Genomic DNA, 24,774 nt, shown 5'->3' with positions numbered 1-24,774 from the left:
TTGCCTTTGCTTTTTTAGCGCCAATCCCACAACTTAATCTAGGTTTTCTTCAAACTTAGCTTTTATTTCCAGAATCTCTGGTAAGGCTGCAATAAACAAAGGAACGAGAGTTGGGTCAAAATGCGTACCGGCTTCGCTTTTTAATAGGTCAACTGCTTTTTCTACTGGCCAGGCTTGTTTGTAAGGTCGCTGAGAAGTCAGTGCGTCAAACACGTCTGCGATAGCTACAATTCGGCCTACAATAGGAATGTCTTCTCCAGCCAAACCATTTGGATATCCGCTACCATCCCATTTTTCGTGATGGGTTAACGCCACTGTTTTGGCTAAATCGAGTAACTCTGAGCTGTCTCCTTCACCAAGAATTTCACCGCCAATTACCGCGTGACTTTGCATGATATCCCATTCGTCGGCATCTAATTTTCCGGGTTTTTGTAATACGCTATCGGGAATACCAATTTTACCAATGTCGTGCATGGGCGCTGCGTTCATTAGTACGTCAGCATCAGGTTCGCTCATGCCAGCCGCGATACCTAATATTTTGGAGTAATGACTCATTCGAATCACATGTAGGCCGGTTTCATTGTCTTTATATTCAGCTGCTCGCCCTAAACGCTGGATGATTTGTAATCGGGTGGTGTTAATTACATCGGTTTGTTCTTTTACTTTTCGGTCTAGCTCTCTATTTTGGTTAAATAAGGCTAAGTGAGTTTTTACCCTTACTTTAACAACCGGAGGACTAACAGGTTTAGTGATGTAATCTACAGCGCCTAACTCTAAGCCATGTAGTTCATCTGCGGGGCTAATTTTAGCGGTAACAAATACCACTGGAATATGACGAGTGGTTAAATCGTCTTTTAAGCGGCGGCATACTTCAAAACCATCTATGCCTGGCATCATGATGTCGAGCAAGATTAAATCAGGCTTGTTAGCTTTAGATACAATCTTTAGTGCCATATCGCCATTTCGTGCGACTTGTATCTTATAGTCTTCACGCAGAATGCCAGCTAATACGTCAATGTTCTCAGGGGTATCATCAACGATGAGAACGGTGGCTCTGTTTTCCATAAAAATCCTTGTTTACGAATCTGCCAATTTTCCTCTTAGATAAAAGTAACTATAGACATAAAATCAACACTTTAATAACACTAAATTGCAAATTAAGTGATTTACAGAACCTCAACATTTACTGAGGATATAATGGAAATCTTGAAAGAATACCTTTAGTGCAGCGGACTTAAGGCTTGGGCTAGATAAATACGTAATATCGAGGTCGCAAAATAAGTTATACGAATGTAAATTAATGCCCCATAATTGATCTTGATCAATGCGGTTTGCCGTTTGGAAACAAATTGTTAAAAATATAGCGGAGATATGCAAATAACTAGTTTTTCAATCTGTTATTTGCCTAATCGATCAAGTATGATCGCGCCGTTAGCCTACAGCTATACTCGCCCACACAGCGCTAAACGTAACGTAGACTAACAATTCGTTTCATGTTGTTGATGCACCTGCATTTAACTCGCTTAAACAAATAATAATAGCAACGGAAGCATGTATTTATGAACCAAGCAGCTAGCACAGAAACTGATTACAACTATACGGTTGTACGCCAGTTCACTGTAATGACCATTGTTTGGGGTATTGTTGGCATGGGTGTTGGGGTATTAATTGCTGCGCAATTGATCTGGCCTGCACTTAACTTCGATACTCCTTGGCTAACCTATAGCCGGTTACGTCCCCTTCACACTAACGCCGTTATTTTTGCATTTGGTACCAGTGCATTAATGGCATGTTCTTTTTACGTGGTACAACGTACCTGTCAAACAAGACTATTTGGCGGCCCCCTCGCTTCCTTTGTGTTTTGGGGCTGGAACTTAATTATTGTATCTGCGGCAATTACTTTGCCTATGGGTTTTACCACCTCAAAAGAATACGCTGAACTTGAGTGGCCAATTGGCATTGCCATTGCGGTTGTTTGGGTTGCCTATGGTATTGCCTTTTTCGGTACCATTGTGAAGCGAAAAACGTCTCATATTTACGTGGCGAACTGGTTCTTTGGTGCCTTTATCATCACCGTTGCTGTTTTACACATTGTAAACAATGCTGCTATTCCACTTACCATGACTAAATCGTACTCGATTTATGCTGGCGCTGTAGACGCTATGGTGCAGTGGTGGTATGGGCATAACGCGGTAGGATTCTTATTAACCGCTGGTTTCCTAGGGATGATGTACTACTTCGTTCCTAAGCAAGCAGGTCGTCCGGTTTACAGTTACCGTTTGTCGATTGTTCACTTTTGGGCCCTTGTGTCTATTTACATTTGGGCTGGTCCTCACCATTTACACTACACTGCGTTACCTGATTGGGCGCAGTCTTTAGGTATGGTGATGTCGTTAATTTTATTCGCACCTTCTTGGGGCGGCATGATTAACGGTATTATGACCTTGTCTGGCGCGTGGCATAAACTACGCTACGACCCTATTCTACGATTCCTTATTGTTTCATTGTCTTTCTACGGTATGTCTACCTTCGAAGGCCCAATGATGGCAATTAAAACCGTAAATGCTTTATCACACTACACTGATTGGACTGTAGGTCACGTTCACTCTGGTGCCCTTGGTTGGGTAGCAATGGTGTCTATTGGTAGTATTTATCACTTAATTCCTGTGTTGTTCGGCCAAGGCCGTATGTACAGCACCAAGCTTATTAACACCCACTTCTGGTTAGCAACTATTGGCGTTGTGCTATATATCGTTGCAATGTGGATTTCTGGTGTGATGCAAGGTTTGATGTGGCGCGCAGTAAACGAAGACGGTACCTTAACCTACTCGTTTGTTGAGTCACTACAGGCTTCTTACCCATTCTACTTCGTTCGTTTTGTTGGTGGTTTGTTCTTCTTAACCGGTATGTTTGTAATGGCCTATAACGCCTTTAAAACAATTACTGCTGAGAAAGGCTCATTAGAACCAATTGAACAGGCTCAGGAGGCATAACATGAAGCACGAGTTAATCGAAAAGAATGTTGGCCTACTTGCCATCTTAATTGTTATCGCGATTAGCTTCGGTGGTTTAGCACAAATCACCCCGCTAATCTTCCAGCCGGAAACAACAGAACCTGTTGACGGCTTAGTTCCTTACACTGCATTAGAAATGGAAGGCCGAGACATCTATATCCGCGAAGGTTGTAGTAACTGTCATAGCCAAATGATTCGTCCATTCCGCGCAGAAACAGAGCGCTACGGACATTACTCTGTAGCCGGTGAAAGCGTTTGGGAACATCCTTTCTTGTGGGGTTCTAAACGTACTGGACCTGATCTAGCTCGTGTAGGCCAACGTTATTCAGATGAGTGGCATCGTGTTCACCTGATTAATCCACGTGATGTGGTACCTGAGTCTAATATGCCTGGTTTCCCTTGGTTAGAGGAAAATTTGGTAGACGGCTCGTTAACCGGTAAGAAATTGGCGTTGTTTAAAAACCACTTTGGTGTTCCATATACCGATGCTGACGTTGAAGGCGCAGCAGCAGCGGTTGAAGGAAAAACAGAAATGGAAGCACTCATCGCCTACTTACAAGTGTTAGGTACAGCATTGAAATAAGGAGTTAGTTATGGACTTTGGTACATTTAGCGGCCTCTACACTGCATTCTTAATGGCGATTTTTATTGGCATATTTGCCTGGGCCTACAGCAAGAAACGCAAAAAGGATTTTAGCGAAGCTGCGAATTTGGTTTTTGCCGATGAGCCTAAAGCTAGCTCTACAAAGGAATTTGAAGGAGCACAGAAAAAATGAGCACATTTTGGAGCGTGTGGGTTACCGTAATAACGTTAGGAAGCATCTTAGGCTGTTACTTATTGCTGAGAGCTTGTAACAAAAACACCACCGGTGTTAAAGAAGGTGAATCGATGGGCCACGAGTTTGACGGGATTGAGGAGTTAAATAACCCTCTTCCTAAGTGGTGGTCTTATATGTTCATTATCACCATTATCTTCTCGTTGATTTACTTAGCCGCATACCCAGGTTTAGGCAACTGGCAAGGTTTCCTTGGTTGGAAGAGCTCAGAGATGGGCATTAAGACTATCGCAGAAGGCCAGGAACGTGTGGCAGCTTACGACGGTACCGTTGCTAACCAATATCAAGGTGAAGTAGAAAAAGCCGACCAACGTTTTGGAGAAGTATTTCGTAAGGTTGCATACAACGAATCTGGAGAATACCGCAGCGTTGAAGAACTCTCGGTTGATCCTGATGCAATTAAAATCGGCCAACGTTTGTTTCTACAAAACTGTTCTCAATGTCATGGTTCAGCCGCTCGCGGTGGTAAGGGCTTCCCTAACCTAACCGACGGAGATTGGTTATACGGCGGCAGCGGCGAAGCGATTAAAGCAAGCTTAATGCATGGTCGCCAAGGCCAAATGCCGGCATGGGAAGCAGTACTTGGTGAAGACGGAATCAAAGAAGTCACCGCTTACGTACTGAGTCTTTCAGGCCGTAAAGTTAACGACATTGATGCAGCTGCAGGTAAAAATCAGTTTGCCGTATGTGCAGCCTGTCATGGTGCAGACGGTACCGGTAGCGAAGCAGTAGGTGCACCCAACTTAACCAATGGTATTTGGTTATACGGTGGTTCGCGTAGAGCGGTAGAAGATACCCTTCGTTACGGTCGTAATGGCGTAATGCCTGCTTGGAAGGATATTCTAGGAGAAGATAAGATTCAGCTAATTTCCGCCTATGTGTATCAGCTTTCTAAGAGCGAATAGACTAAAAATTTATAAAAAGCGACGCCTATGCGTCGCTTTTTTTTGTTATATTTAAGCCCCCTCTTTTTGGAAGTAAGAGCTCATGCAACAAGCTTGGTACAAACAATTTTGGCCGTGGTTTTTAATCGCGTTACCTATGGCTGCAGTCGTTGCTAGCTTAACCACATTTTACATAGCTGCTACCACCGACAATGACATGGTCGTAGAGTCTTATTATAAGAAAGGTAAGGCGATTAATGCCGATTTGTCACTAATACAACAAGCAGAGCAGTTAGGCGTTAAAGCCGCGTTGTCACCTACAGACAACGGCTTATTGTTAGATATGACCTTACCTGATGAACTGAAAAACCAACCTCTTAAAGTTGAACTGGCCCATAAAACCTTAGCGAGAAACGACCGCAGTTACGTAGTTACCGCTGATGCCACCGGTCGATATAGGTTTGGTGAAGATTTAAATGAAAACGGTCGCTGGTTTATCCGCATCAGTCCAATGGATGACAGCTGGCGTTTACAAGAAGAGCTACAACTGCCGCTGTACAACATAGAAGAGATTGATGGGAAGTAACAAACACCTTTGCTTTCATTGCAATGAAGTTGTTCCGGCAGGTCTGAGCTTATCTGTTCCTATTCTAGGTAAAATGGAACCCATGTGTTGCCAAGGTTGTGCCGCTGTAGCCCAAACCATTATCGACAGTGGCTTAGAAGACTATTACAAGCATCGCACCGCCGCAGCTCCCAGCGCTCAAGGTTTGGTCCCTGACGCGTTAACTAAAATGTTGGAATACGATGATGAGAGTGTTCAATTAGACTTTGTCGCTCAGTCAGACGCCTACAAAGAAGTACTGCTGTCTATAGAAGGCATTGCTTGTGCTGCATGTGCATGGCTGATTGAAAAGCAGCTTTCGCATGTTAAAGGTGTTCAGAAAATTCATGTTAATTCCACTACTCAACGTGCCACCTTGTTGTGGGACGATAAACAGGTAAAACTTAGTCAGCTCCTGCAAACCGTTCAAACCCTAGGTTACAACGCCACGCCTTTTCAAACAGACAAACAAGAAGAACTAGACCGCAAGCTGTATCGAAGCCACTTGTTAAAGCTTGGTGTCGCTGGCTTAGCCACCATGCAAGTGATGATGTTTGCGATTGCTCTTTATGGTGATCTGTTTGACGAAATGGAAGTGATTTACCGAGATTACTTTCGTTGGGTGAGCCTGATTATGGCCACGCCCGTTCTACTTTTTTCTGCGCAGCCTTTCTATTTTGGTGCGTATAGAAGCATAAAAGCTAAAACCCTAAACATGGATGTCCCCGTTTCTATTGCACTACTAGGGGCCTATAGCGCGTCGTTATATGCAACTGTAAGAGGTACGGGTGAAGTCTATTTTGAATCGGTTTCAATGTTTACCTTCTTATTGTTATTAGGAAGATTGCTGGAGTTACGGGCTCGGCGAAAAGCCAGTGAAACCAGTTCAAACATGCTTAAGCTTATTCCCAAACTGGCTTTAAAACTAAATAAAGACGGCAAACAGCAGCGTGTAGCGGCCAGCCAGCTTAAATCCGGTGACCTTATCGTTATTTTACCTGGGGAAACCGTGCCCGCTGATGGCCAGATTAGCTTTGGTGAAAGTGAATTTGATGAATCCTCTTTAACGGGAGAAAGCTTACCCATTGTTAAGTCGATAGGCGATCGCGTGTTTGCTGGCACCATTAACCACGAACAGACTGTACATTTAGCAGTTGAAGCCGTTTCACAAAACACCTTTATCGCCAACATTATGCGCCTGCAAGAACAAGCGCAGAGTGAAAAGCCGAAAATAGCCACTATAGCAGACGGCGTGGCTCGCTATTTTGTGTTTGGCTTATTGGTTATTGCTGCCCTCACCTACACATATTGGCATTTTCATTCACCTGAAGACGCTTTTTGGATCACCTTAGCGGTATTGGTTGCAACTTGCCCTTGCGCACTATCGTTGGCTACGCCAGCAGCACTAACGGCTGCTACTCATAATTTGTCTAAAAACGGCCTGTTAGTAAAACGCGGCCACGTACTAGAAAGCTTGGCTAAGTTACAAGCCGTTGTGTCAGACAAAACCGGTACGCTCACCGAAGGTCGATTGCAGATCCAAGAACTTGAGTGTTACAAAGGCTACGATAAGGAAACTGTCCTTGAATATGTTGGTGCCTTAGAGCGTCAAAGTTCTCACCCTATAGCATTGGCGTTTAAATCTTTTCAGAAGTTACAAGCAACAAATATTGAGCACCATACCGGTTTAGGCTTAAGTGGTTTGGTAGACAATCATTCGCTCACTTTAGGAAAGGCTAAGTTTTGCCAACAAATTGCTCAACCTCGCATAGGTATGCTTGAGTTAGTGTTACTGGTAAACACACAGTTAGTGGCTAGGATTTATCTGTCAGACTTAATTAAAAGTGATGCGATAGAATTCGCTAAAGGCTTAAAACAAAGAGATATTAGTTTGTCGATGCTTACTGGCGATGAGTCTGCACAAGTGGAATTTGTTGCCAATCAACTGAGTATCACCGACGTCTCTAGTGGCGCGTTACCTCAGCAAAAACTTGATGTGGTAAAACATAAAGTCACCAGCACTCCACATTTGCTAATGCTTGGCGACGGCGTAAATGACGGGCCTGTGCTCGCGTCTGCACCTTTATCTATCGCTATGGGTTTAGGTACCGACATTGCAAAATCTAGTGCCGATGCAGTCTTACTGGGCAGTAAGCTAAGTACTTTGTTAAGTGCTATAGATTTGGCTAAAAAAACCAAAAAAATTATCGCTCAAAACTTGGCATGGGCTTTAGGTTATAATGCCCTGATACTGCCCTTAGCGGTGTCGGGTATCGTGACACCTTATATGGCAGCCATCGGCATGTCTTTGTCTTCGCTAGCGGTGTTAACTAACTCACTAAGGTTGAATAAGCGATGAGCATAATTTTTGTGTTAATTCCTATTGCCCTTGTTTTTGTGTGTATTGGTATTGGTATTTTTTTCTGGGCGGTCAAAAGTGAACAGTTTGAAGACCTAGACCGCCAAGGCGTAAACATTTTGTTTGACGAGAAAGGCCAAGATACTAAGTCGGCTAAAGATGATACTCCAAACTGATTACGCTGCCGCTTTTATTACCGGTTTATTAGGTGCCACACATTGCATTGCTATGTGTGGCGGTATTGCTTGTGTTCTTGGTAGCAGAGTTGAAAATTCGTCCTCAAAATTTTTAGTCAGCGTTGGCTTCAACCTTGGACGAATAGTGAGTTACGCGATTGCAGGTGCGATAGTGTCTGGTTCAATACAGGCTATTGGGCAAATACACCAATCACTACACTTGCTGGTTGGTCTTCAGTGGCTTGCTGCGTTAATGTTAATTTTGTTAGGTATTCACCTCACCCGGTGGTGGTCTGTACTCACCCCGTTAGAGGCTGCTGGTAAAGTGTTATGGAACAGAATTCAACCCTCCGCGAGTAAATTTCTCAGCTTAAACCATCCCTTGGCTTGCGTTCCTTTAGGTTTGTTATGGGGGTGGTTACCCTGCGGGTTGGTGTACTCCACTTTAACCTTAAGTGCTAGCCAAGCTAGCTGGCAAAGCGGTGCCGCGGTGATGTTTAGCTTTGGGCTGGGAACTTTTAGCGTTATGTTACTCTCGGTGATGCTTGGTCAAAAACTTAGCCACTTGTTAAACAACCGTAAGCTACAGATTGTTTCTGGACTTAGTGTTTTTGCTCTAGGGATCTATCAGGTTGTTACATTGTTGTAGCAATAGCGCTAGAAAAATACCTCTATAAAGAGTAGAATTGCCTCGAACTCCTATAGCATAGTTTGAGTATGAGCATTAACCCAAAAGCTAGTCAAAGAATCCAAACTGGTGGATGTGAAATCCATTGTCAAGATTGCAGCATTGCACAATTGTGTATCCCATTTTCTTTAAATGAAACTGAGCTAGATCGTTTAGACAGTATTATTGAGCGTAAAAAGCCTATTCAAAAAGGCGAAGAAATTTTTGCTGCTGGCGATAAACTTAAAAGCTTATACGCGATACGTTCAGGCACCATTAAGTCATACACCATTACCGAGCAAGGTGATGAGCAAATCACTGGCTTTCATTTAGCTGGCGATTTAGTGGGCTTCGACGCTATCAATAACCAGGTACACCCTAGTTTTGCACAAGCCCTTGAAACGTCGATGGTATGTGAAATACCTTTTGATACGATGGATGACTTGTCGGCAAGTATGCCTAAACTTCGTCGTCAAATGATGCGTTTAATGAGCAACGAAATTGTCGCTGACCAAGAGATGATTTTGTTACTCAGTAAGAAAAATGCTGAAGAGCGTTTAGCCGCATTTATCTATGGTTTATCGCAGCGCTTCTCTGAGCGTGGTTTCTCTCCTAGAGAGTTTCGCCTTACCATGACTCGTGGTGATATCGGTAATTACTTAGGTTTAACAGTAGAAACTATTTCACGTTTGTTAGGCCGTTTCCAAAAAGCCGATATGATTGCGGTTAAAGGTAAATATATTTCAATTACCGACCGCGAATCCCTTCGTCAATTAGCTGGCGCCAAAGCTACCTAAGTGATTAATAACACTGACCTGATTTACATCAAGCTATGATAAAAAACTTGGGTCAGTGTTAACTAAGTCAGATTTATTCCTTCCAAATTGAGCTAAAGTTAAGTAGCTATTCCAGATCATTCTAGGAGCTGCTTTATGATTAAGTATCGCAATATTTTAGTGGTCATTGACCCCCTGCACGACACTCAGGCGGCTTTGTCTCGGGCTGTGTTTTTAGCACAGAAAGAAGACCAAGCAAAAATCAAAGCTCTACTCACCATTTATGACTTCTCTTACGAGATGACGTCAATGTTATCTGGCGAAGAGCGAGAAGCCATGCGCTCTGGCGTAATAGACGAACGTAAAGTCTGGTTGAACGAAGTTATCGCGGCAACAGATACCGCAGGCCTAGAGATAGAAACCAAGGTAGTATGGAATAACCGACTCTATGAAAGTGTTATAGAGGAAGTTCTCGATTTTGGTCACGATCTCGTGGTGAAAGCCACCCACCCTCACCCTACACTGCAATCAATAATCTTTACCCCCAACGATTGGCATATTTTACGTAAATGTCCAACACCAGTGCTAATGGTTAAAGACCATGATTGGCCAACAGCAGGTAAGATCGTTGCAGCAATTCACGCAGGCGCTGAGGACGAAGAGCACCACAAACTCAATGTGCGAATTTCTCAAGAAGCTAAGGATTTATGCCGGTTACTATCTGCCACTCCCCATATTGTTACAGCCTATCCCGCAGCCCCAGTAAATATTGCCATCGAGTTGCCTGATTTCGACCCTCTCAAGTACAACAAAAACGTTATGGAATACCATAAAGAAGCCCTGAATAAATTTGTGGCTGAACAGTTCGAGCAAGAAGTCACTAGCCACCTCGAAGAAGGCTTACCCGATGATGTGATTCCTGAAGTGGCCAATGAGATTGGTGCAGATATAGTTATTTTGGGTACGTCTGGTCGAAGCGGTTTTAGCGCAGCATTAATAGGTAATACCGCTGAGCACGTTATCGACCAATTAGACTGCGATCTACTGGCATTGAAACCACAAAACTTTGTTAGTCCTTTCCAAAAATAGATCCGTTTAAGCTAAGGGAAAAGATTGCTTAAGCAAGGCGGGGTTATATAATAGCCCCGCTTTTCTATTGGGAACTCAAAATGTCAGTTACAGCTAAACAACAATACAACCAAAACAAACTTCATAAGCGAATTCGTCGACATGTAGGCCAAGCGATAGCTGACTACAATATGATTGAAGAAGGCGATAAAGTAATGGTGTGTTTGTCTGGCGGTAAAGACAGTTACGCAATGTTAGATATTTTGCTGCATCTAAAAGCGCATGCTCCAATAAGCTTTGACGTTATTGCCGTTAACCTTGACCAAAAACAACCTGGCTTCCCAGAGCATATTTTACCTGAATACCTAGCTAACTTAGGTATTGAATACAAGATTGTGCAAGAAGATACTTATTCAATTGTAAAAGACAAAATCCCTGAAGGTAAAACAACCTGTTCTTTGTGTTCTCGTTTACGCCGCGGCATTTTGTACCGTACCTCTAGCGAACTAGGTGCCACCAAAATTGCACTTGGCCACCATAGAGACGATATATTAGAAACCTTGTTCTTAAACATGTTTCATGGCGGCAAGCTAAAAACCATGCCACCTAAGTTAGTCAGTGACGATGGGAAACATGTCGTGATTCGCCCAATGGCCTACTGTAAAGAAGCCGATATGGAAAAATACGCTGAAGTAAAAGAGTTCCCTATTATTCCGTGTAACCTTTGCGGCTCTCAAGAAAACCTGCAGCGTCAGGCAATTAAACAAATGTTGAATGATTGGGAAAAGCGTTTTCCAGGAAGAGTAGAATCAATGTTTAGATCGGTGCAAAACGTCGTGCCATCTCATTTACTCGATCACCAACAGTTTGACTTTAAATCTATTAACCGAGATAGCGGCATTATTGATGGTGGTGATATTGGTTTCGATGCACCTGAGCTAGAACCCCAGCAGACAATGAAAGAGACGACTGGGGTTGTTCAAATAGTAGAGCTTTAGTTCTTAAGAACTCACTGATAATTGAGAAGGCCACAAAGATCTATTGCTTCTCATCATCTGTTGGAGTTCGTGTACGTAGGCTTCACCCCGTTCAGAATAGCTAGTAAGAAAACTTGCTAGCTCGATAGCGTCTATCTCGCCGCGTGTTCTGGCGATTTGGCGATGTTCTCTTAACGCTTGGTAAGCAGGATGACTGTTGAGGTTGTTCATATAGGCATTTACCGACTGATACACACTATCAAATTTACGTACCTCATGGTTGGCACCGTCAACACGGCTTAATGGTACTAAGCCACAACCTTTCTGATAACACCATTGACCAAACAAATTATTTCCTTCTTTGGCAAACCTTGACGTTCCCCATGCTGACTCGTTAGCAGCTTGAGCTAACACTAAGGCAGGAGGCACAACATCTATTTTGGTTAGTAGCTCAGTGATGATTTGCTTATCACCAAGGGTGGTATCAACCCGATAATCTTCAGCTAACTCAATTAAAATCTTGTGTTGTTTTTTGCTTAATTTGCTATTCGCTATCTTGCTATTGAAGGAAACCAGTTGATTACGTTGCTTAAGTATTTGCTGATTACTTGCTTTTATCAGTGGCAAAATGTAATGAGTAAATTGCTGCTTCTTTTGATTAACGTCGGTAAATTCTTCAAAAGCAGGTAGCGGTGCGTAACTAATGATGGGTAAAGTCTTTTTTGGTGTGTGATCGCAAGCGATGATAAGGCTTGATAACAAGCCTATAAGTAAAAATTTATTCAAGTAGTTGCTCTTATTTCTGTGGTTAATTCTTGCAAGAAGTTAGGAACTAACTCACTCGCTGGGCCGTAATGACGCTCTGCGAATTCGCTTTGCATTTCAGAGGGCTCAAGATTGAGTTCAATGGTTCTTGCATCATGGCTTGCAGCTTCATGAACAAAACCGCCCGCCGGAAACACATGTCCCGAGGTACCAATGGCAATAAATATATCACAGTGATTAAGTCGATGGTAAATCTTGTCTAGGCCAATAGGCATTTCGCCAAACCACACAACATGCGGTCTTAGTCGAGTAGGAAACTGACAACATGTACACAATACCTCTGCACCTAAGTCGCCTTTCCAATTGGTGGTTTGATTAGACATTGGGCAGCGTGCCTTTAATAGCTCACCATGCATATGCAAAACATTCTTGCTGCCGGCACGTTCGTGCAAGTCATCAATGTTTTGGGTGATAACTAGTAGCTCTATATCATCTTGCTGCTCTAGCTCGGCAAGCGCGAAGTGGGCTGCGTTTGGCTGTACCTTACTACTTTGAAGCTGTTGGCGACGCAGATTATAGAATTGGTCGACAAAATCAGGAGCTCGTTGATAAGCCTCTGGAGTAGCGACATCTTCTACGCGATGCTTTTCCCACAAACCATCTGAATCTCGGAAAGTTTGAATTCCTGATTCAGCAGAAACCCCTGCTCCGGTCAAAACAATCACATTTTTTTTCATATTCATCTTCTTTTGTTCAAAATCGAATAGAAAGCTCTATAAATATATATTAAGTCAGCATAAGTCCCCATTCTACTTAAGTTGTAATGTGACAAACATGGCTTAAAAGTTACTAACTGTTAACATTTTATCTAGAATGATTCTCGACAGAGCCACAAATATCTAGTTTGTCTGACCGCATAGTTAATCTAAATTAAACTTTTGCGACATATCTCGCTTTTGCTACTTTTAAGCTAACTAAATCAGGGAATTATCTGTAGCTGTGCTAATCTTGATCTAGCGCAAGAAAACGATAAAAAGCCTACGGATACTGCTGCTTGATACTATATTCAATTATATTGAATAGTTTTGCGCCAGTGGTCAGTTATTCGGCATTCTGTTGTGATTGCGGTGTTACAATAATGTTGACACCCAATATTTGAATGTTTATGTTGTTATTGGCTCTGGTTTTGGCTCTTGATTGAATATAGGGCCGTTCAACCCACAATATAAAGACAAACTGTACAGGGAAGAAAACATGTTAAAAAACACGCATATTAAAGCTGCGGTAGCTGCTGTAGCCTTAGCTTTCGCAGCAAATGCTAGCGCTGCTGATGGCACGTTAGACAACGTTAAAAGTAAAGGTTTCTTACAATGTGGCGTTAGTACCGGCTTACCTGGTTTCTCAAACCCAGATGCTGACGGAAATTGGCAAGGTCTAGATGTAGACGTTTGTCGTGCAGTAGCCGCCGCCGTTCTAGGCGATGCTTCTAAAGTTAAATATACTCCCCTTACTGCAAAAGAGCGTTTCACTGCACTTCAGTCTGGTGAAATCGATATTCTTTCTCGTAACACTACTTGGACGCTAACCCGCGACAGTTCACTAGGTTTAAATTTTGCTGGTGTTAACTATTATGACGGCCAAGGCTTTATGGTAAGCAAAGAGCTAGGTGTGTCTTCAGCTAAAGAATTAGATGGCGCTGCAGTATGTATTCAATCTGGTACTACTACCGAGCTAAACTTAGCCGATTACTTCCGTGAGCATGGTATGAAATACACGCCTGTAGTATTTGATACCTCAGACCAAACAGTGAAAGGTTTCGAAGCTGGTCGTTGTGATGTTTTAACCTCAGATCAATCGCAACTTTATGCACTACGTATCAAACTAGCTAAGCCAGACAGCGCAATGGTATTGCCTGAAATTATTTCTAAAGAGCCTTTGGGTCCGGTTGTTCGTCAAGGCGATGACCAGTGGCTAAACATTGTTAAGTGGTCTTTATTTGCCATGATCAATGCTGAAGAGTATGGCTTAAGCTCTGCAAACGCAGACGATATGCTTAAATCTACTAATCCTAACGTTCGTCGTATCTTAGGTTTAGAAGGCCCTAAAGGTAAAGGTTTAGGCTTAGACGACAAATGGGGCTACAACATTGTTAAGCAAGTTGGTAGCTACGGCGAGTCTTTTGAGAAAAACGTAGGTACAAGCTCTCCGCTTGGTATCGCTCGTGGTGTTAACGCACTATGGAAAGACGGTGGCTTCCAATACGCTCCGCCTATTCGTTAATTTCTACTCTTAAAAGAGCAGGGCTTGCCCTGCTCTCTTCCGTTTTTATCCTACACTACTAGGTTACATTATATGGCTGCCCATCCTTCCTCAAAGGATAACTCAGCAAATAGTCTTCGTAAGATCTGGTTTGATCCCAACGTAAGAGCGCTAGTTTTCCAAATTCTCGTTGTTATTGGTGTTATCGGTTTCTTTTTCTACATCATCAGTAACGCTCTTTATAACTTAGAACAACGTGGTATTACGACCGGCTTTGGTTTTATGAACCAAACTGCAGGTTTCGGTATTATTCAGTCATTGGTCGAATATGACGAAAGTCACACGTTTGGGCGCACTTTTTTAGTTGGCTTGTTAAACACAATTCTAATATCTGTATTGGGTATTATATTTGCCACTATTCTTGGTTTCATTATGGGCGTAGCACGCCTGTCGCAAAACTGGTTGGTTTCTAAAGTTGCCACCGTTTACATTGAAACTCTGCGTAACATTCCTTTACTTCTGCAAATATTCTTTTGGTACTTTGCGGTACTTAGAGCACTGCCTAGTCCTAAGCAAAGTCTTAGCATTGGTGAAGCGGTGTTTTTGAATGTGCGTGGCCTTTACATGCCAGGTCCCATTATGGAGTCTGGCGCTAATATCGTTGTCATTAGTTTTATTTTGGCAATTATTGGCTCTTTTGTTTTAGCCAAGTGGGCTAAAAAGCGTCAAATGCTTACTGGTCAACCCTTCCCTATTTTTTCTGTTTCTGCAGCAATGATTATCTTGGTGCCTACGGTTGTATTCTTTTTAATGGGCTCGCCAATTGGCTTAGAGTACCCAGCATTAAAGGGCTTTAACTTCCGTGGTGGTATGGTAATTATTCCAGAGTTAGCCGCTTTATTAGTCGCGCTTACTTTTTACACCGCTGCTTTTATAGCAGAGATTGTTCGATCTGGTATTTTGGCCGTAAGTAAAGGTCAGAGTGAAGCAGCAGAGTCTTTAGGCTTAACCAGAACTCAAGCCTTAAAGTTAGTGATCATTCCTCAGGCAATGCGGGTAATTATTCCTCCGCTCACCAGCCAATATCTAAACTTAACTAAAAACTCATCGTTAGCTACAGCAATTGGTTATCCGGATTTAGTATCAGTATTTATGGGAACAACTTTAAATCAAACAGGTCAAGCGATTGAAGTTATTGCGCTAACCATGGCGGTTTATCTCACCATTAGTATTGCTACTTCAATCTTGATGAATATCTACAACAAGAAAATGGCTTTGGTGGAGCGTTAATATGTCAGTACATCAATTCAAACCTGATCTAGCGCCACCAAATCTTAGTGTTGGCTTTGTGGGCTGGTTAAAGAAGAATTTGTTTTCTTCTTGGCTTAATAGCCTTTTTACCCTTTTCATCTTGTACTTAATCATTCCACCTTTAGCATCGGCTATTCAGTGGGCGTTTTTACAAGCTGATTGGATTGGGGATAGTCGCGAAGCTTGTACCAGCGACGGCGCATGTTGGGTATTTGTCGCAGACCGTTTTTCTCAGTTAATCTATGGATTCTATCCTTCTGCTGAGCGCTGGAGAGTCAATTTGGTATTTGTTACCTTCTTGATTCTAATTGCAGCCTTGGTTTACGAGAAAACCCCTCACAAACCTAAAATTGCGTTATTCAGCTTGTTTATATACCCAATTATTGTGTTTTTCTTATTGTTAGGTGACTCCTTCGGTTTACCTAAGGTAGAAACCCATCAATGGGGTGGCTTAATGCTAACACTAGTATTGGCTATCGTGGGTATTGTTGCAGCTCTTCCAATCGGTATTTTATTGGCTTTGGGTCGACGTTCTCATATGCCAATAGTACGAAGCTTTTGTACTATCTACATTGAATTTTGGCGTGCAGTGCCTCTTATTACCGTATTGTTTATGGCATCGGTTATGTTGCCGCTGTTTGTTGGCGCAGAAGTTGATTTCAACAAACTAGCTCGAGCGATGATTGGCATTATTATGTTCCAATCAGCGTATATGGCAGAGGTAATTCGTGGTGGTTTACAAGCGATCCCTAAAGGTCAGTACGAGGCAGGTGAAGCGCTTAGCTTAAGTTACTGGCAATCTATGGGTTTAATTATTTTGCCACAAGCGTTAAAAATTACTATTCCGTCTATCGTTAATACCTTTATAGCCTTGTTTAAGGACACTAGTTTGGTACTGGTAATTGGGTTATTCGATTTATTGGCTATCGGTCAATCAGCACTAGCTGACCCGGCTTGGCTTGGGTTTTCTACCGAAATGTATGTATTTATCGCTTTTGTTTTTTGGGTGTTCTGTTTCAGCATGTCTCGCTATTCGATCCATCTCGAGAAGAAACTACACACAGGACATTAATAAGGAAATTTAAATGACTTCTAATCAAGCAAGCCCTGAGGTGGTAATTCAACTTAAGGGAATGAACAAATGGTACGGCGAGTTTCACGTACTTAAAGACTTAGACTTAACGGTAGCCAAAGGCGAAAAAATTGTTATCTGTGGCCCATCGGGCTCTGGCAAGTCTACAATGATTCGTTGTATTAACCGCCTGGAAGAACATCAAAAAGGCGACATAATTGTAAATGGTACTGAATTACAAAGTGATTTAAAAAGTATCGAGTTAGTGCGTAGCGACGTAGGTATGTGTTTTCAACACTTCAACTTATTTCCACATCTCACGGTATTGCAAAACTGTTGTTTAGCGCCAATTTGGGTTAAAAAAATCCCCAAAGCAGAGGCCGAAGCAACTGCCATGAAATACTTAGAGCGAGTTAAAATTCCAGAACAAGCTGACAAGTACCCCGGTCAACTCTCTGGTGGTCAACAGCAGCGCGTAGCGATTGCTCGCAGCCTATGTATGAATCCATCTATCATGTTGTTTGATGAGCCAACTTCTGCTCTTGATCCTGAAATGGTAAGAGAAGTGTTAGATGTAATGGTGGAGTTAGCGAATGAAGGGATGACCATGCTTTGTGTAACCCACGAAATGGGCTTTGCTAAGCAGGTTGCAGATCGGGTTATCTTTATGGACAGAGGGGAAATAATTGAAGAGAACGAACCGGTTCAGTTCTTTGAGAACCCACAATCTGATCGTACTAAACTATTCTTAAGCCAGATTTTAAATCACTAGTTAGTAAACAGATAAAAAGAAAGGAAGCCAATTGGCTTCCTTTTTTATTAACTGAACATTATTTTGGTTCGGCGTTCTCTACCCTACTCTTGAGCTTTTGCCCAGGACGAAAGGTGACTACTCGACGCGCAGAGATGGGGATATCTTCACCAGTTTTCGGGTTACGACCAGGGCGTTGATTTTTCTCCCTTAGATCAAAGTTTCCAAAACCTGAAATTTTGACTTGCTCCCCACTTTCCAAAGCCACCCGTATTTCTTCAAAAAACGCTTCTACAACTTCTTTAGACTCTCTTTTGCTAAAGCCTAAGTTTTCAAATAAATTTTCTGCCAGGTCAGCTTTAGTTAATGCCATAACTAGTCCCTCAAGGATGCGTCAAACTCTGAACGTAACGCCTCTACAATGGTATCAACTGTAGCGGCAATCTCTTTTTCTTCAAGGGTTCGGCTTTGTTCTTGCAGCGTTAAGCTAATCGCAATACTTTGCATATCGTCTGCAATGCCTTTCCCTTTGTATACATCGAATAAGTTTACGCCAACTAATTGATTTCCGCCAACTTTCTTAATGCAATTTAATAAATCTCCTGCATTAACTTGTTCTGATACTAATAAAGCAAGGTCGCGTCGGTTAGCAGGGAACTTAGAAACAGGCTTAGCGTCTGGTAAGTTGCGTTGAGTAACCGCTGCCAGTTCTAGCTCAAATACAAATACTTTACCACTTAAGCCAAAGGCTTTTAGATGTTGTGGGTGCAATGCACCTACATACCCAACATGTTTACCATGGCGCAATATGCTTGCAGACTGCCCAGGATGTAATGCAGGAATATTTGCAGCTTCAAAGCTAAATGAATCGGCATCAGTGGTTTGTTGAATTAACGCTTCAACATCACCTTTGATATCAAAGAAATCTAATTCTCGCTCTGTGCTATTCCAAGCTTCTTGATTCGCTGTGCCACTAATCACACCAGCCAACATTGCTGTTTGGCTTACATTGTTTTCAGCGTTTGTATCAGGAACAAAACGTAAACCCGACTCAAAAACACGAACCCGAGCTTGCTGACGTTTTTGGTTGTAAGACACGGTATCTAACAAGCCTGTCCACAAACTTAAACGCATTGCCGACATTTCCACAGAAATTGGGTGCGGTAAAATCATAGCATCTTGTTGTGGGTGCAATAGTTGCTGGCGTTTAGGGTCAACAAAACTGTAAGTAACCGCTTCTTGATAACCACGACCACACAACAATTGGCGTAACTTGCTTGCTGGTAACTCAACTTCTTTGTGTTGACTCATTTTTAAGGATGCAACTGGTGAAACATTTGGAATGTTGTTATATCCAAAAATTCGCGCTACCTCTTCAATAAGGTCTTCTTCAATTGCCATATCAAAACGGTAACTCGGTGCAGTTGCCTGCCAGCCTTGTTCTGTTTCAGTAATAGTCATACCTAAACGAGTAAGGATTTCGCTAACTTGATCTTTGGCAAACGAGTAACCAATCACTTTTTCTAAACGCGCGTGGCGCAAAGTAATGGTTGCCGCTTGTGGAAGCTTAGCTTCATCACCAGACTCAACAATTGGGCCAACCTCGCCTCCACAAATCTCAACCAATAGCTGTGTAGCACGTTCCATTGCTTGAGTTTGCAATTGGAAGTCTACCCCACGCTCGTAACGGTGAGATGAGTCAGTGTGTAAACCATATTGTCGGGCACGACCAGTAATAGCCAGTTTGCTAAAGAACGCACACTCTAAAAAGATGTCGCAGCTACTTTCAGTAACACCGGTTTTCTCACCACCAAAGATACCTGCCATAGCAATTGGACCACTCTGGTCACAAATAGTCAGAGTATTATCTTTTAACTCAACTTCGTTACCATCTAGTAATACCAGCTTTTCGCCGTTGTTTGCTAAACGCACATCAATTGAACCGTTTAGCTTTGCAAGATCAAAAGCATGCATTGGTTGACCTTGCTCTACCAGTACATAGTTAGTCACATCAACAACTGGATCGATAGATCGAATACCGCTGCGGCGCAAACGTTCTTGCATCCAAAGAGGTGTTGTTGCTTTTACATCTATACCTTTTATCACGCGTCCTAAGTAACGTGGACATTGCTCGGTCGCTTCAACGTTCACCGTAAACGTATCTTCAATGCTTACAACAGCGTTTTGCCATTGTGGCTCGGCAACGTCCATTTGATTTAGCACACCTACTTCGCGAGCCAAACCACGAAGGCTTAAACAATCGGCACGGTTGGGTGTTAAATCAACTTCAATAGTTACGTCATCTAACTGTAGGTAATCACGCAAATCAGTACCAATTGGCGCGTCACTTGGAAGCTCCATAATACCGTCAGACTCATCACTGATGCCTAGTTCACTGTAGGCACAAAGCATACCGTGAGAAGGTTGACCACGCAGTTTCGCTTTTTTGATTTTGAAATCGCCGGGTAATACTGCGCCAACTTGAGCTACCGCTACTTTTAAGCCTTGGCGGCAATTTGGGGCACCACAAACAATGTCTAATAGCTCGTCGCCACCAACATTGATTTTGGTTACGCGTAATTTGTCAGCATCAGGATGTTGACCACACTCAACCACTTCACCAATAACAACGCCGTTAAAATTAGACGCTACGGCTTCAATGCCGTCAACTTCTAGGCCGGCCATGGTGATCTGCTCAGACAACTCATCGCGTGAAATGCTAGGGTTAACCCATTCTCTTAGCCATGATTCACTAAATTTCATGTTAATTAACCCTTAATTAAATTGTTTTAAGAAACGTAAGTCGTTTTCGAAGAATGAACGTAAATCGTTAACGCCGTAACGCAACATAGTTAAACGCTCTACACCCATACCAAAGGCAAAGCCGGTGTATTCTTCAGGGTCAATGTTTACTGCACGTAATACATTTGGGTGTACCATGCCGCAACCAAGCACTTCTAACCAACCGTTTTTACCAAGAACATCCACTTCTGCAGAAGTTTCTGTAAACGGGAAGTAAGACGGTCGAAAACGTACTTGTAAGTCATCTTCAAAGAAGTTTTGCAGGAAGTCATACAACACGCCCTTTAATTCAGTGAAGTTTACGTTTTTATCAACCATCAATCCTTCCACCTGGTGGAACATTGGCGTGTGGGTTTGATCGTAATCGTTTCGATAAACGCGGCCAGGAGAAATAATTCTAATCGGCGGCTTTTCAGTTTCCATGGTACGAATTTGCACACCCGAAGTTTGGGTACGCAATACTAAATCAGGATTAAAATAGAACGTATCGTGGTCGGCGCGAGCAGGATGATGCTCAGGAATATTTAATGCATCAAAGTTATGAAAGCCATCTTCGATTTCTGGCCCAGATTTAACTTGAAAGCCTAACTCTCCGAAGAACGTTTGAATGCGTTCAATAGTGCGAGTCACTGGGTGTAGACCACCTAGTTCGTCACTGCGACCGGGCAAAGTAATATCAACGGTTTCGGCCGAAAGCTTTGCATTAAGTTCTTGCTGTACTAGCAATTCACGTTTTGCATTTAACGCGTCTTGGATAACTTGTTTGGCCTGATTAATAAGCTGACCAGCTTGAGGACGTTCTTCTGGCGTTAATTTGCCAAGTCCTTGCAGCTGTTTAGTCATTAGTCCTTTTTTACCTAAGTATTCCACGCGAACGGCATCGAGTTCGTTAATCGCTGAAGCCGCTTCAATGTGAGTCTTAGCCTGATTGATTAGCGCATCAAGATCTAGCATGATTTCCTCATATTCCGCCAATGGGGGAAGGCTGATTTTCGTTTTAAATAAGACCGGAAATAGTACTTTAATGAACTGCTTATAGCTAGACTTGTTCCGGGAAAAGGTAGGTAGTATGGGTATTTTTTTGCAATAAAAAAAGGGAGCCTAAGCTCCCCTTTTACAAACTTGATAAAACTTATAAAGCAGCTTTTGCTTTTTCTACCAATACTGTAAATGCTGCTTTATCAAAAACAGCAATATCAGCTAGGATCTTACGATCGATTTCGATAGATGCTTTTTTAAGTCCGTCAATCAAACGGCTGTAAGACAAACCATTTTGACGTGAAGCCGCATTAATACGTGCAATCCATAACTGACGGAATTGACGCTTACGCTGACGACGGTCACGGTAAGCGTATTGACCCGCTTTGATTACCGCTTGGAAGGCTACGCGATAAACACGTGAACGTGCTCCGTAGTAACCTTTGGCTTGTTTTAAGACTTTCTTATGACGTGCACGTGCTTGTACACCGCGTTTAACTCTGGCCATTCTTAATTTCCTCTAAACTTATGCGTACGGCAACATGCGAACAATTGATGCGATATCAGACGCAGCAATCATACCCTTCGGACGAAGGTGGCGTTTTACCTTAGTACGGCGCTTAGTCAGGATGTGACGAAGACCAGCTTGTTTGTATTTAAAACCACCAGAAGCAGTTTTTCTAAAGCGCTTAGCTGCGCCTTTGTTCGATTTCATTTTTGGCATTTACATGCACTCCGCATTGCGAGATTAACAACATATAACTAAAGGCGAACAAAAACAGCTTACCGGTTAAAGTAAGCTGTTTGTTACTTGGATGCCTTAGTTACTTCTTTTTAGGGCCTAACACCATCACAGCTTGGCGACCTTCCATTTTTGGAAAAGCTTCCACAACTGCTAGTTCTTCTAAATCGCCTTTAATGCGGTTTAGCAGATCAAAGCCTAAGCTTTGGTGTGCCATTTCACGACCACGGAAACGTAGCGTTACTTTAGCTTTATTACCCTCTTCTAGAAAACGAACCAGGTTGCGTAGTTTTACCTGATAGTCGCCTTCGTCAGTTCCAGGTCGGAATTTTATTTCCTTAACCTGAATCTGTTTTTGCTTCTTCTTCTGTTCTTTTACAGATTTACTCTTTTCGTAAATGAACTTACCGTAGTCCATGACCCGACAAACAGGTGGTTCAGCATTAGGACTAATTTCTACTAGATCTACACCAGACTCGCCGGCTATATCTAGCGCTTCATTCAAGCTAACAATGCCTAGGGCTTCGCCGTCTATGCCTGTAAGGCGTAATTCTTGAGCTTGAATTTCTTCATTTATCTTATGTGCTCTTGCAGCTTGTTGCTGACCACGTCTTCCGGTTTTTATAATTTATACCTCAATACAATTATTGTCACGATTGGCGATTTCTTGTTTAATTTGCTCTACAAACTTATCAACAGCAAATTTACCTAGATCGTCACCCTTACGAGTTCTAACCGCAACCTCATTACTTTCGACTTCTTTATCGCCGACAACCAGTAAGTAAGGAATACGCTTTAGAGTATGTTCGCGGATTTTAAAGCCTATCTTCTCATTTCTCAAGTCCGCAATGGCTCTAATGCCCTGTTTATTTAATTTTTTTACTACTTGATGGACAAAATCGGCCTGTTTATCGGTAATATTCATCACAACCACTTGGCGAGGTGCTAACCAAGTTGGGAAAAAGCCTGAGTATTCTTCAGTCAAAATACCGATGAATCGCTCTAATGAACCCAAAATTGCGCGGTGAATCATTACCGGAACGTGGCGTTCGTTATCTTCGCCAACAAAAGAGGCAGATAAACGACCAGGCATAGAGAAATCTAATTGAACCGTTCCACATTGCCATGCTCTATCTAAGCAGTCGTGCAAAGTGAATTCAATTTTAGGTCCGTAGAAAGCCCCTTCGCCAGGTAGGTAAGAAAACTCAATACCTTTAGACGTTAGCGCATCGGCTAGGGCTTTTTCAGATTTATCCCACGTTTCATCATCCCCTACTCGCTGTTCTGGGCGAGTAGACAGTTTTACTTCGATTTCTTCAAAACCAAAAGTCTTATATGTTTCGTATACCATGTCGATACACGACGCGACTTCGTCTTGAATTTGATTTTCAGTACAGAAGATATGCGCATCATCTTGGGTAAAGCCACGTACTCGCATCAAACCGTGTAAAGAGCCCGATGGTTCGTTACGGTGACAAGAGCCAAATTCGGCCATACGTAACGGTAAGTCGCGGTACGATTTCAAACCTTGATTAAAGATTTGGATGTGACCCGGACAGTTCATCGGTTTAACTGCATACTCACGGCTTTCTGATTGAGTGGTAAACATGCCGTCGGCATACTTGTCCCAGTGACCAGATTTCTCCCATAAGCTACGATCCATAATCTGCGGCGCTTTTACTTCTTGGTATTCGTACTTAGTAAGTTGTTCGCGCACGTAGGTTTCTAGTTGGCGGAAAATAGTCCAACCAGAGTCATGCCAGAACACCATACCCGGTGCTTCTTCTTGCATGTGGTAAAGATCTAATTGCTTACCAATTTTACGGTGATCACGCTTTGCTGCTTCTTCTAAACGTTTTAAATAAGCCGCTAGTTGCTTTTTGTCTGCCCATGCAGTGCCATATACGCGTTGTAGCATTTTGTTTTTGCTATCACCGCGCCAGTATGCACCAGCCACTTTCATTAACTTAAAGTGGTGACAGAATTTCATGTTAGGTACGTGCGGACCACGACACATATCAATGTATTCTTCGTGGTGGTACAAGCCTGGCGTTGCACTTGCGTCAATGCCTTCAATAATTTCTAGCTTGTAAGGTTCTTCGCGTTGTTCAAAAACCGTTTTAGCTTCAGCTAAAGGCACTGTTTTTTTAATCACATCGTAATTTGTCTTGGCCAGTGCTTTCATTTTCTTCTCAAGATTGTCGATGTCTTCTTGAGTTAGCGAATGCTCTAAATCGATGTCGTAATAAAAGCCGTTATCAATGGTAGGGCCAATTGCCATTTTGGTTTCAGGCCACATTTGCTTGATAGCATGGCCTAATAAATGCGCACAAGAGTGACGAATGATTTCTAAACCATCTTCATCTTTTGCCGTGATAATCGCTACTTGAGCGTCATCGGTAATGAGTTCACATGCATCAACACGCTCGCCGTTTACACGGCCGGCTATGCAGGCTTTAGCTAAACCTGGGCCGATATCAGCGGCGATATCCATGGTTGATACTGGGTTTTCGAATTGACGTTGGCTACCGTCAGGGAGAGTAATAACTGGCATATTTATCCTTGCACATACAGTGGTGATGCCTACGCAACATCACATGATTTAGTCGATAAAATTGAGTACCTAAGGCACTTAAAAGAGCGGCAATATTAAAGGTCTGAACAAATAACTTCAATAGCTTATGCTTTATTGATTAGAAGGCTCGTCGAACCAAGGAATTTGAACCATAATTA

General features: G+C 42.6%; 25 protein-coding genes. 15 read left to right on the top strand and 10 right to left on the bottom strand.

All coding sequences use genetic code 11. The features are described from left to right. Nucleotides 1-33: 33 nt before the first annotated feature. Nucleotides 34-1,065: an HD-GYP domain-containing protein gene (locus Q4592_RS01950; RefSeq protein ID WP_303509066.1), complete on the bottom strand. Its 1,032-nt coding sequence runs from the start codon at nucleotides 1,063-1,065 to the stop codon at nucleotides 34-36. Nucleotides 1,066-1,559: 494 nt separating this feature from the next. On the opposite strand from Q4592_RS01950, the gene ccoN reads away from it, so the two are divergent. The 11 genes from ccoN (at nucleotide 1,560) to ttcA (ending at nucleotide 11,382) form a co-directional block, all read left to right on the top strand. Then, nucleotides 1,560-2,993, top strand: a complete 1,434-nt coding sequence (ccoN, locus tag Q4592_RS01945; RefSeq protein WP_137673194.1) for a cytochrome-c oxidase, cbb3-type subunit I — start codon at nucleotides 1,560-1,562, stop codon at nucleotides 2,991-2,993. Nucleotide 2,994: 1 nt separating this feature from the next. Then, nucleotides 2,995-3,597: a cytochrome-c oxidase, cbb3-type subunit II gene (ccoO, locus tag Q4592_RS01940; RefSeq protein WP_137673195.1), complete on the top strand. Its 603-nt coding sequence runs from the start codon at nucleotides 2,995-2,997 to the stop codon at nucleotides 3,595-3,597. Nucleotides 3,598-3,607: 10 nt separating this feature from the next. Further along, nucleotides 3,608-3,790, top strand: coding sequence for a cbb3-type cytochrome c oxidase subunit 3 (locus Q4592_RS01935; RefSeq protein ID WP_137673196.1), 183 nt, complete (start codon nucleotides 3,608-3,610; stop codon nucleotides 3,788-3,790). Next, nucleotides 3,787-4,755, top strand: a complete 969-nt coding sequence (gene ccoP / locus Q4592_RS01930; protein ID WP_303509061.1) for a cytochrome-c oxidase, cbb3-type subunit III — start codon at nucleotides 3,787-3,789, stop codon at nucleotides 4,753-4,755. Before Q4592_RS01935 ends, ccoP begins: the two co-directional genes overlap by 4 nt. 82 nt (nucleotides 4,756-4,837) lie before the next feature. Next, the gene (locus Q4592_RS01925; protein ID WP_303509058.1) at nucleotides 4,838-5,320 is read left to right on the top strand and encodes a FixH family protein; all 483 of its coding nucleotides are present in this window, start codon (nucleotides 4,838-4,840) and stop codon (nucleotides 5,318-5,320) included. Next, nucleotides 5,310-7,697, top strand: a complete 2,388-nt coding sequence (locus Q4592_RS01920; RefSeq protein ID WP_303509057.1) for a heavy metal translocating P-type ATPase — start codon at nucleotides 5,310-5,312, stop codon at nucleotides 7,695-7,697. The genes Q4592_RS01925 and Q4592_RS01920 overlap by 11 nt, the downstream gene beginning before the upstream one ends. Beyond that, complete coding sequence (gene ccoS, locus Q4592_RS01915) at nucleotides 7,694-7,873, top strand: cbb3-type cytochrome oxidase assembly protein CcoS (protein ID WP_303509054.1); 180 nt, start codon at nucleotides 7,694-7,696, stop codon at nucleotides 7,871-7,873. The genes Q4592_RS01920 and ccoS overlap by 4 nt, the downstream gene beginning before the upstream one ends. Beyond that, the gene (locus Q4592_RS01910) at nucleotides 7,857-8,522 is read left to right on the top strand and encodes a sulfite exporter TauE/SafE family protein (RefSeq protein ID WP_303509050.1); all 666 of its coding nucleotides are present in this window, start codon (nucleotides 7,857-7,859) and stop codon (nucleotides 8,520-8,522) included. Before ccoS ends, Q4592_RS01910 begins: the two co-directional genes overlap by 17 nt. A 68-nt stretch (nucleotides 8,523-8,590) precedes the next feature. After that, nucleotides 8,591-9,337 carry an FNR family transcription factor gene (locus Q4592_RS01905; protein WP_137673202.1) on the top strand — a complete coding sequence of 249 codons (747 nt, stop codon included), beginning with the start codon at nucleotides 8,591-8,593 and terminating at the stop codon, nucleotides 9,335-9,337. 135 nt (nucleotides 9,338-9,472) lie between these two features. Then, nucleotides 9,473-10,405 (top strand): universal stress protein UspE, encoded by a 933-nt coding sequence (uspE, locus tag Q4592_RS01900; protein WP_303509046.1) that lies wholly within the window; start codon nucleotides 9,473-9,475, stop codon nucleotides 10,403-10,405. Between the two features lie 80 nt (nucleotides 10,406-10,485). Continuing rightward, complete coding sequence (gene ttcA / locus Q4592_RS01895) at nucleotides 10,486-11,382, top strand: tRNA 2-thiocytidine(32) synthetase TtcA (protein WP_303509044.1); 897 nt, start codon at nucleotides 10,486-10,488, stop codon at nucleotides 11,380-11,382. A 3-nt stretch (nucleotides 11,383-11,385) separates the two neighbouring features. Here ttcA and Q4592_RS01890 read toward each other — a convergent pair whose 3' ends face one another. Beyond that, on the bottom strand, nucleotides 11,386-12,147 hold the full coding sequence (locus Q4592_RS01890) for a glucosaminidase domain-containing protein (RefSeq protein ID WP_303509042.1): 762 nt from the start codon (nucleotides 12,145-12,147) through the stop codon (nucleotides 11,386-11,388). Further along, nucleotides 12,144-12,869 (bottom strand): Sir2 family NAD+-dependent deacetylase, encoded by a 726-nt coding sequence (gene cobB / locus Q4592_RS01885; protein WP_303509039.1) that lies wholly within the window; start codon nucleotides 12,867-12,869, stop codon nucleotides 12,144-12,146. The genes Q4592_RS01890 and cobB overlap by 4 nt, the downstream gene beginning before the upstream one ends. A gap of 511 nt (nucleotides 12,870-13,380) precedes the next feature. On the opposite strand from cobB, the gene Q4592_RS01880 reads away from it, so the two are divergent. From Q4592_RS01880 to Q4592_RS01865, 4 genes are all read left to right on the top strand, one after another. Next, nucleotides 13,381-14,406: an amino acid ABC transporter substrate-binding protein gene (locus Q4592_RS01880; RefSeq protein WP_137673207.1), complete on the top strand. Its 1,026-nt coding sequence runs from the start codon at nucleotides 13,381-13,383 to the stop codon at nucleotides 14,404-14,406. Nucleotides 14,407-14,478: 72 nt separating this feature from the next. Beyond that, complete coding sequence (locus Q4592_RS01875; protein ID WP_303509035.1) at nucleotides 14,479-15,675, top strand: amino acid ABC transporter permease; 1,197 nt, start codon at nucleotides 14,479-14,481, stop codon at nucleotides 15,673-15,675. 1 nt (nucleotide 15,676) lies between these two features. Next, complete coding sequence (locus Q4592_RS01870; protein ID WP_303509032.1) at nucleotides 15,677-16,768, top strand: amino acid ABC transporter permease; 1,092 nt, start codon at nucleotides 15,677-15,679, stop codon at nucleotides 16,766-16,768. Between the two features lie 13 nt (nucleotides 16,769-16,781). After that, nucleotides 16,782-17,540: an amino acid ABC transporter ATP-binding protein gene (locus tag Q4592_RS01865; RefSeq protein ID WP_303509029.1), complete on the top strand. Its 759-nt coding sequence runs from the start codon at nucleotides 16,782-16,784 to the stop codon at nucleotides 17,538-17,540. Between the two features lie 58 nt (nucleotides 17,541-17,598). Here the strand turns inward: Q4592_RS01865 and ihfA are convergent, their stop codons facing one another. The 7 genes from ihfA to thrS all read right to left on the bottom strand — a co-directional run bounded on the left by ihfA (nucleotide 17,599) and on the right by thrS (nucleotide 24,595). After that, a complete protein-coding gene (gene ihfA / locus Q4592_RS01860) occupies nucleotides 17,599-17,892 on the bottom strand; it encodes an integration host factor subunit alpha (RefSeq protein ID WP_016401503.1) in 294 nt (97 codons plus the stop codon). Between the two features lie 2 nt (nucleotides 17,893-17,894). Beyond that, nucleotides 17,895-20,282: a phenylalanine--tRNA ligase subunit beta gene (pheT, locus tag Q4592_RS01855; protein ID WP_303509021.1), complete on the bottom strand. Its 2,388-nt coding sequence runs from the start codon at nucleotides 20,280-20,282 to the stop codon at nucleotides 17,895-17,897. A 12-nt stretch (nucleotides 20,283-20,294) separates the two neighbouring features. Next, nucleotides 20,295-21,275, bottom strand: coding sequence for a phenylalanine--tRNA ligase subunit alpha (gene pheS, locus Q4592_RS01850; RefSeq protein WP_303509019.1), 981 nt, complete (start codon nucleotides 21,273-21,275; stop codon nucleotides 20,295-20,297). Nucleotides 21,276-21,453: 178 nt separating this feature from the next. Further along, on the bottom strand, nucleotides 21,454-21,807 hold the full coding sequence (gene rplT / locus Q4592_RS01845) for a 50S ribosomal protein L20 (RefSeq protein ID WP_137673213.1): 354 nt from the start codon (nucleotides 21,805-21,807) through the stop codon (nucleotides 21,454-21,456). Nucleotides 21,808-21,825: 18 nt separating this feature from the next. Next, nucleotides 21,826-22,023: a 50S ribosomal protein L35 gene (rpmI, locus tag Q4592_RS01840; RefSeq protein WP_137673214.1), complete on the bottom strand. Its 198-nt coding sequence runs from the start codon at nucleotides 22,021-22,023 to the stop codon at nucleotides 21,826-21,828. A 100-nt stretch (nucleotides 22,024-22,123) separates the two neighbouring features. Beyond that, nucleotides 22,124-22,666, bottom strand: coding sequence for a translation initiation factor IF-3 (infC, locus tag Q4592_RS01835; protein ID WP_137673215.1), 543 nt, complete (start codon nucleotides 22,664-22,666; stop codon nucleotides 22,124-22,126). A 3-nt stretch (nucleotides 22,667-22,669) separates the two neighbouring features. After that, nucleotides 22,670-24,595, bottom strand: a complete 1,926-nt coding sequence (gene thrS, locus Q4592_RS01830; RefSeq protein WP_137673216.1) for a threonine--tRNA ligase — start codon at nucleotides 24,593-24,595, stop codon at nucleotides 22,670-22,672. Between the last annotated feature and the right edge of the window lie 179 nt (nucleotides 24,596-24,774).

It is taken from the genome of Agarivorans sp. 1_MG-2023 (assembly GCF_030548385.1).
Classification (GTDB): Bacteria; Pseudomonadota; Gammaproteobacteria; order Enterobacterales; family Celerinatantimonadaceae; genus Agarivorans.
This window is presented reverse-complemented; position numbering and strand designations above follow the sequence as displayed.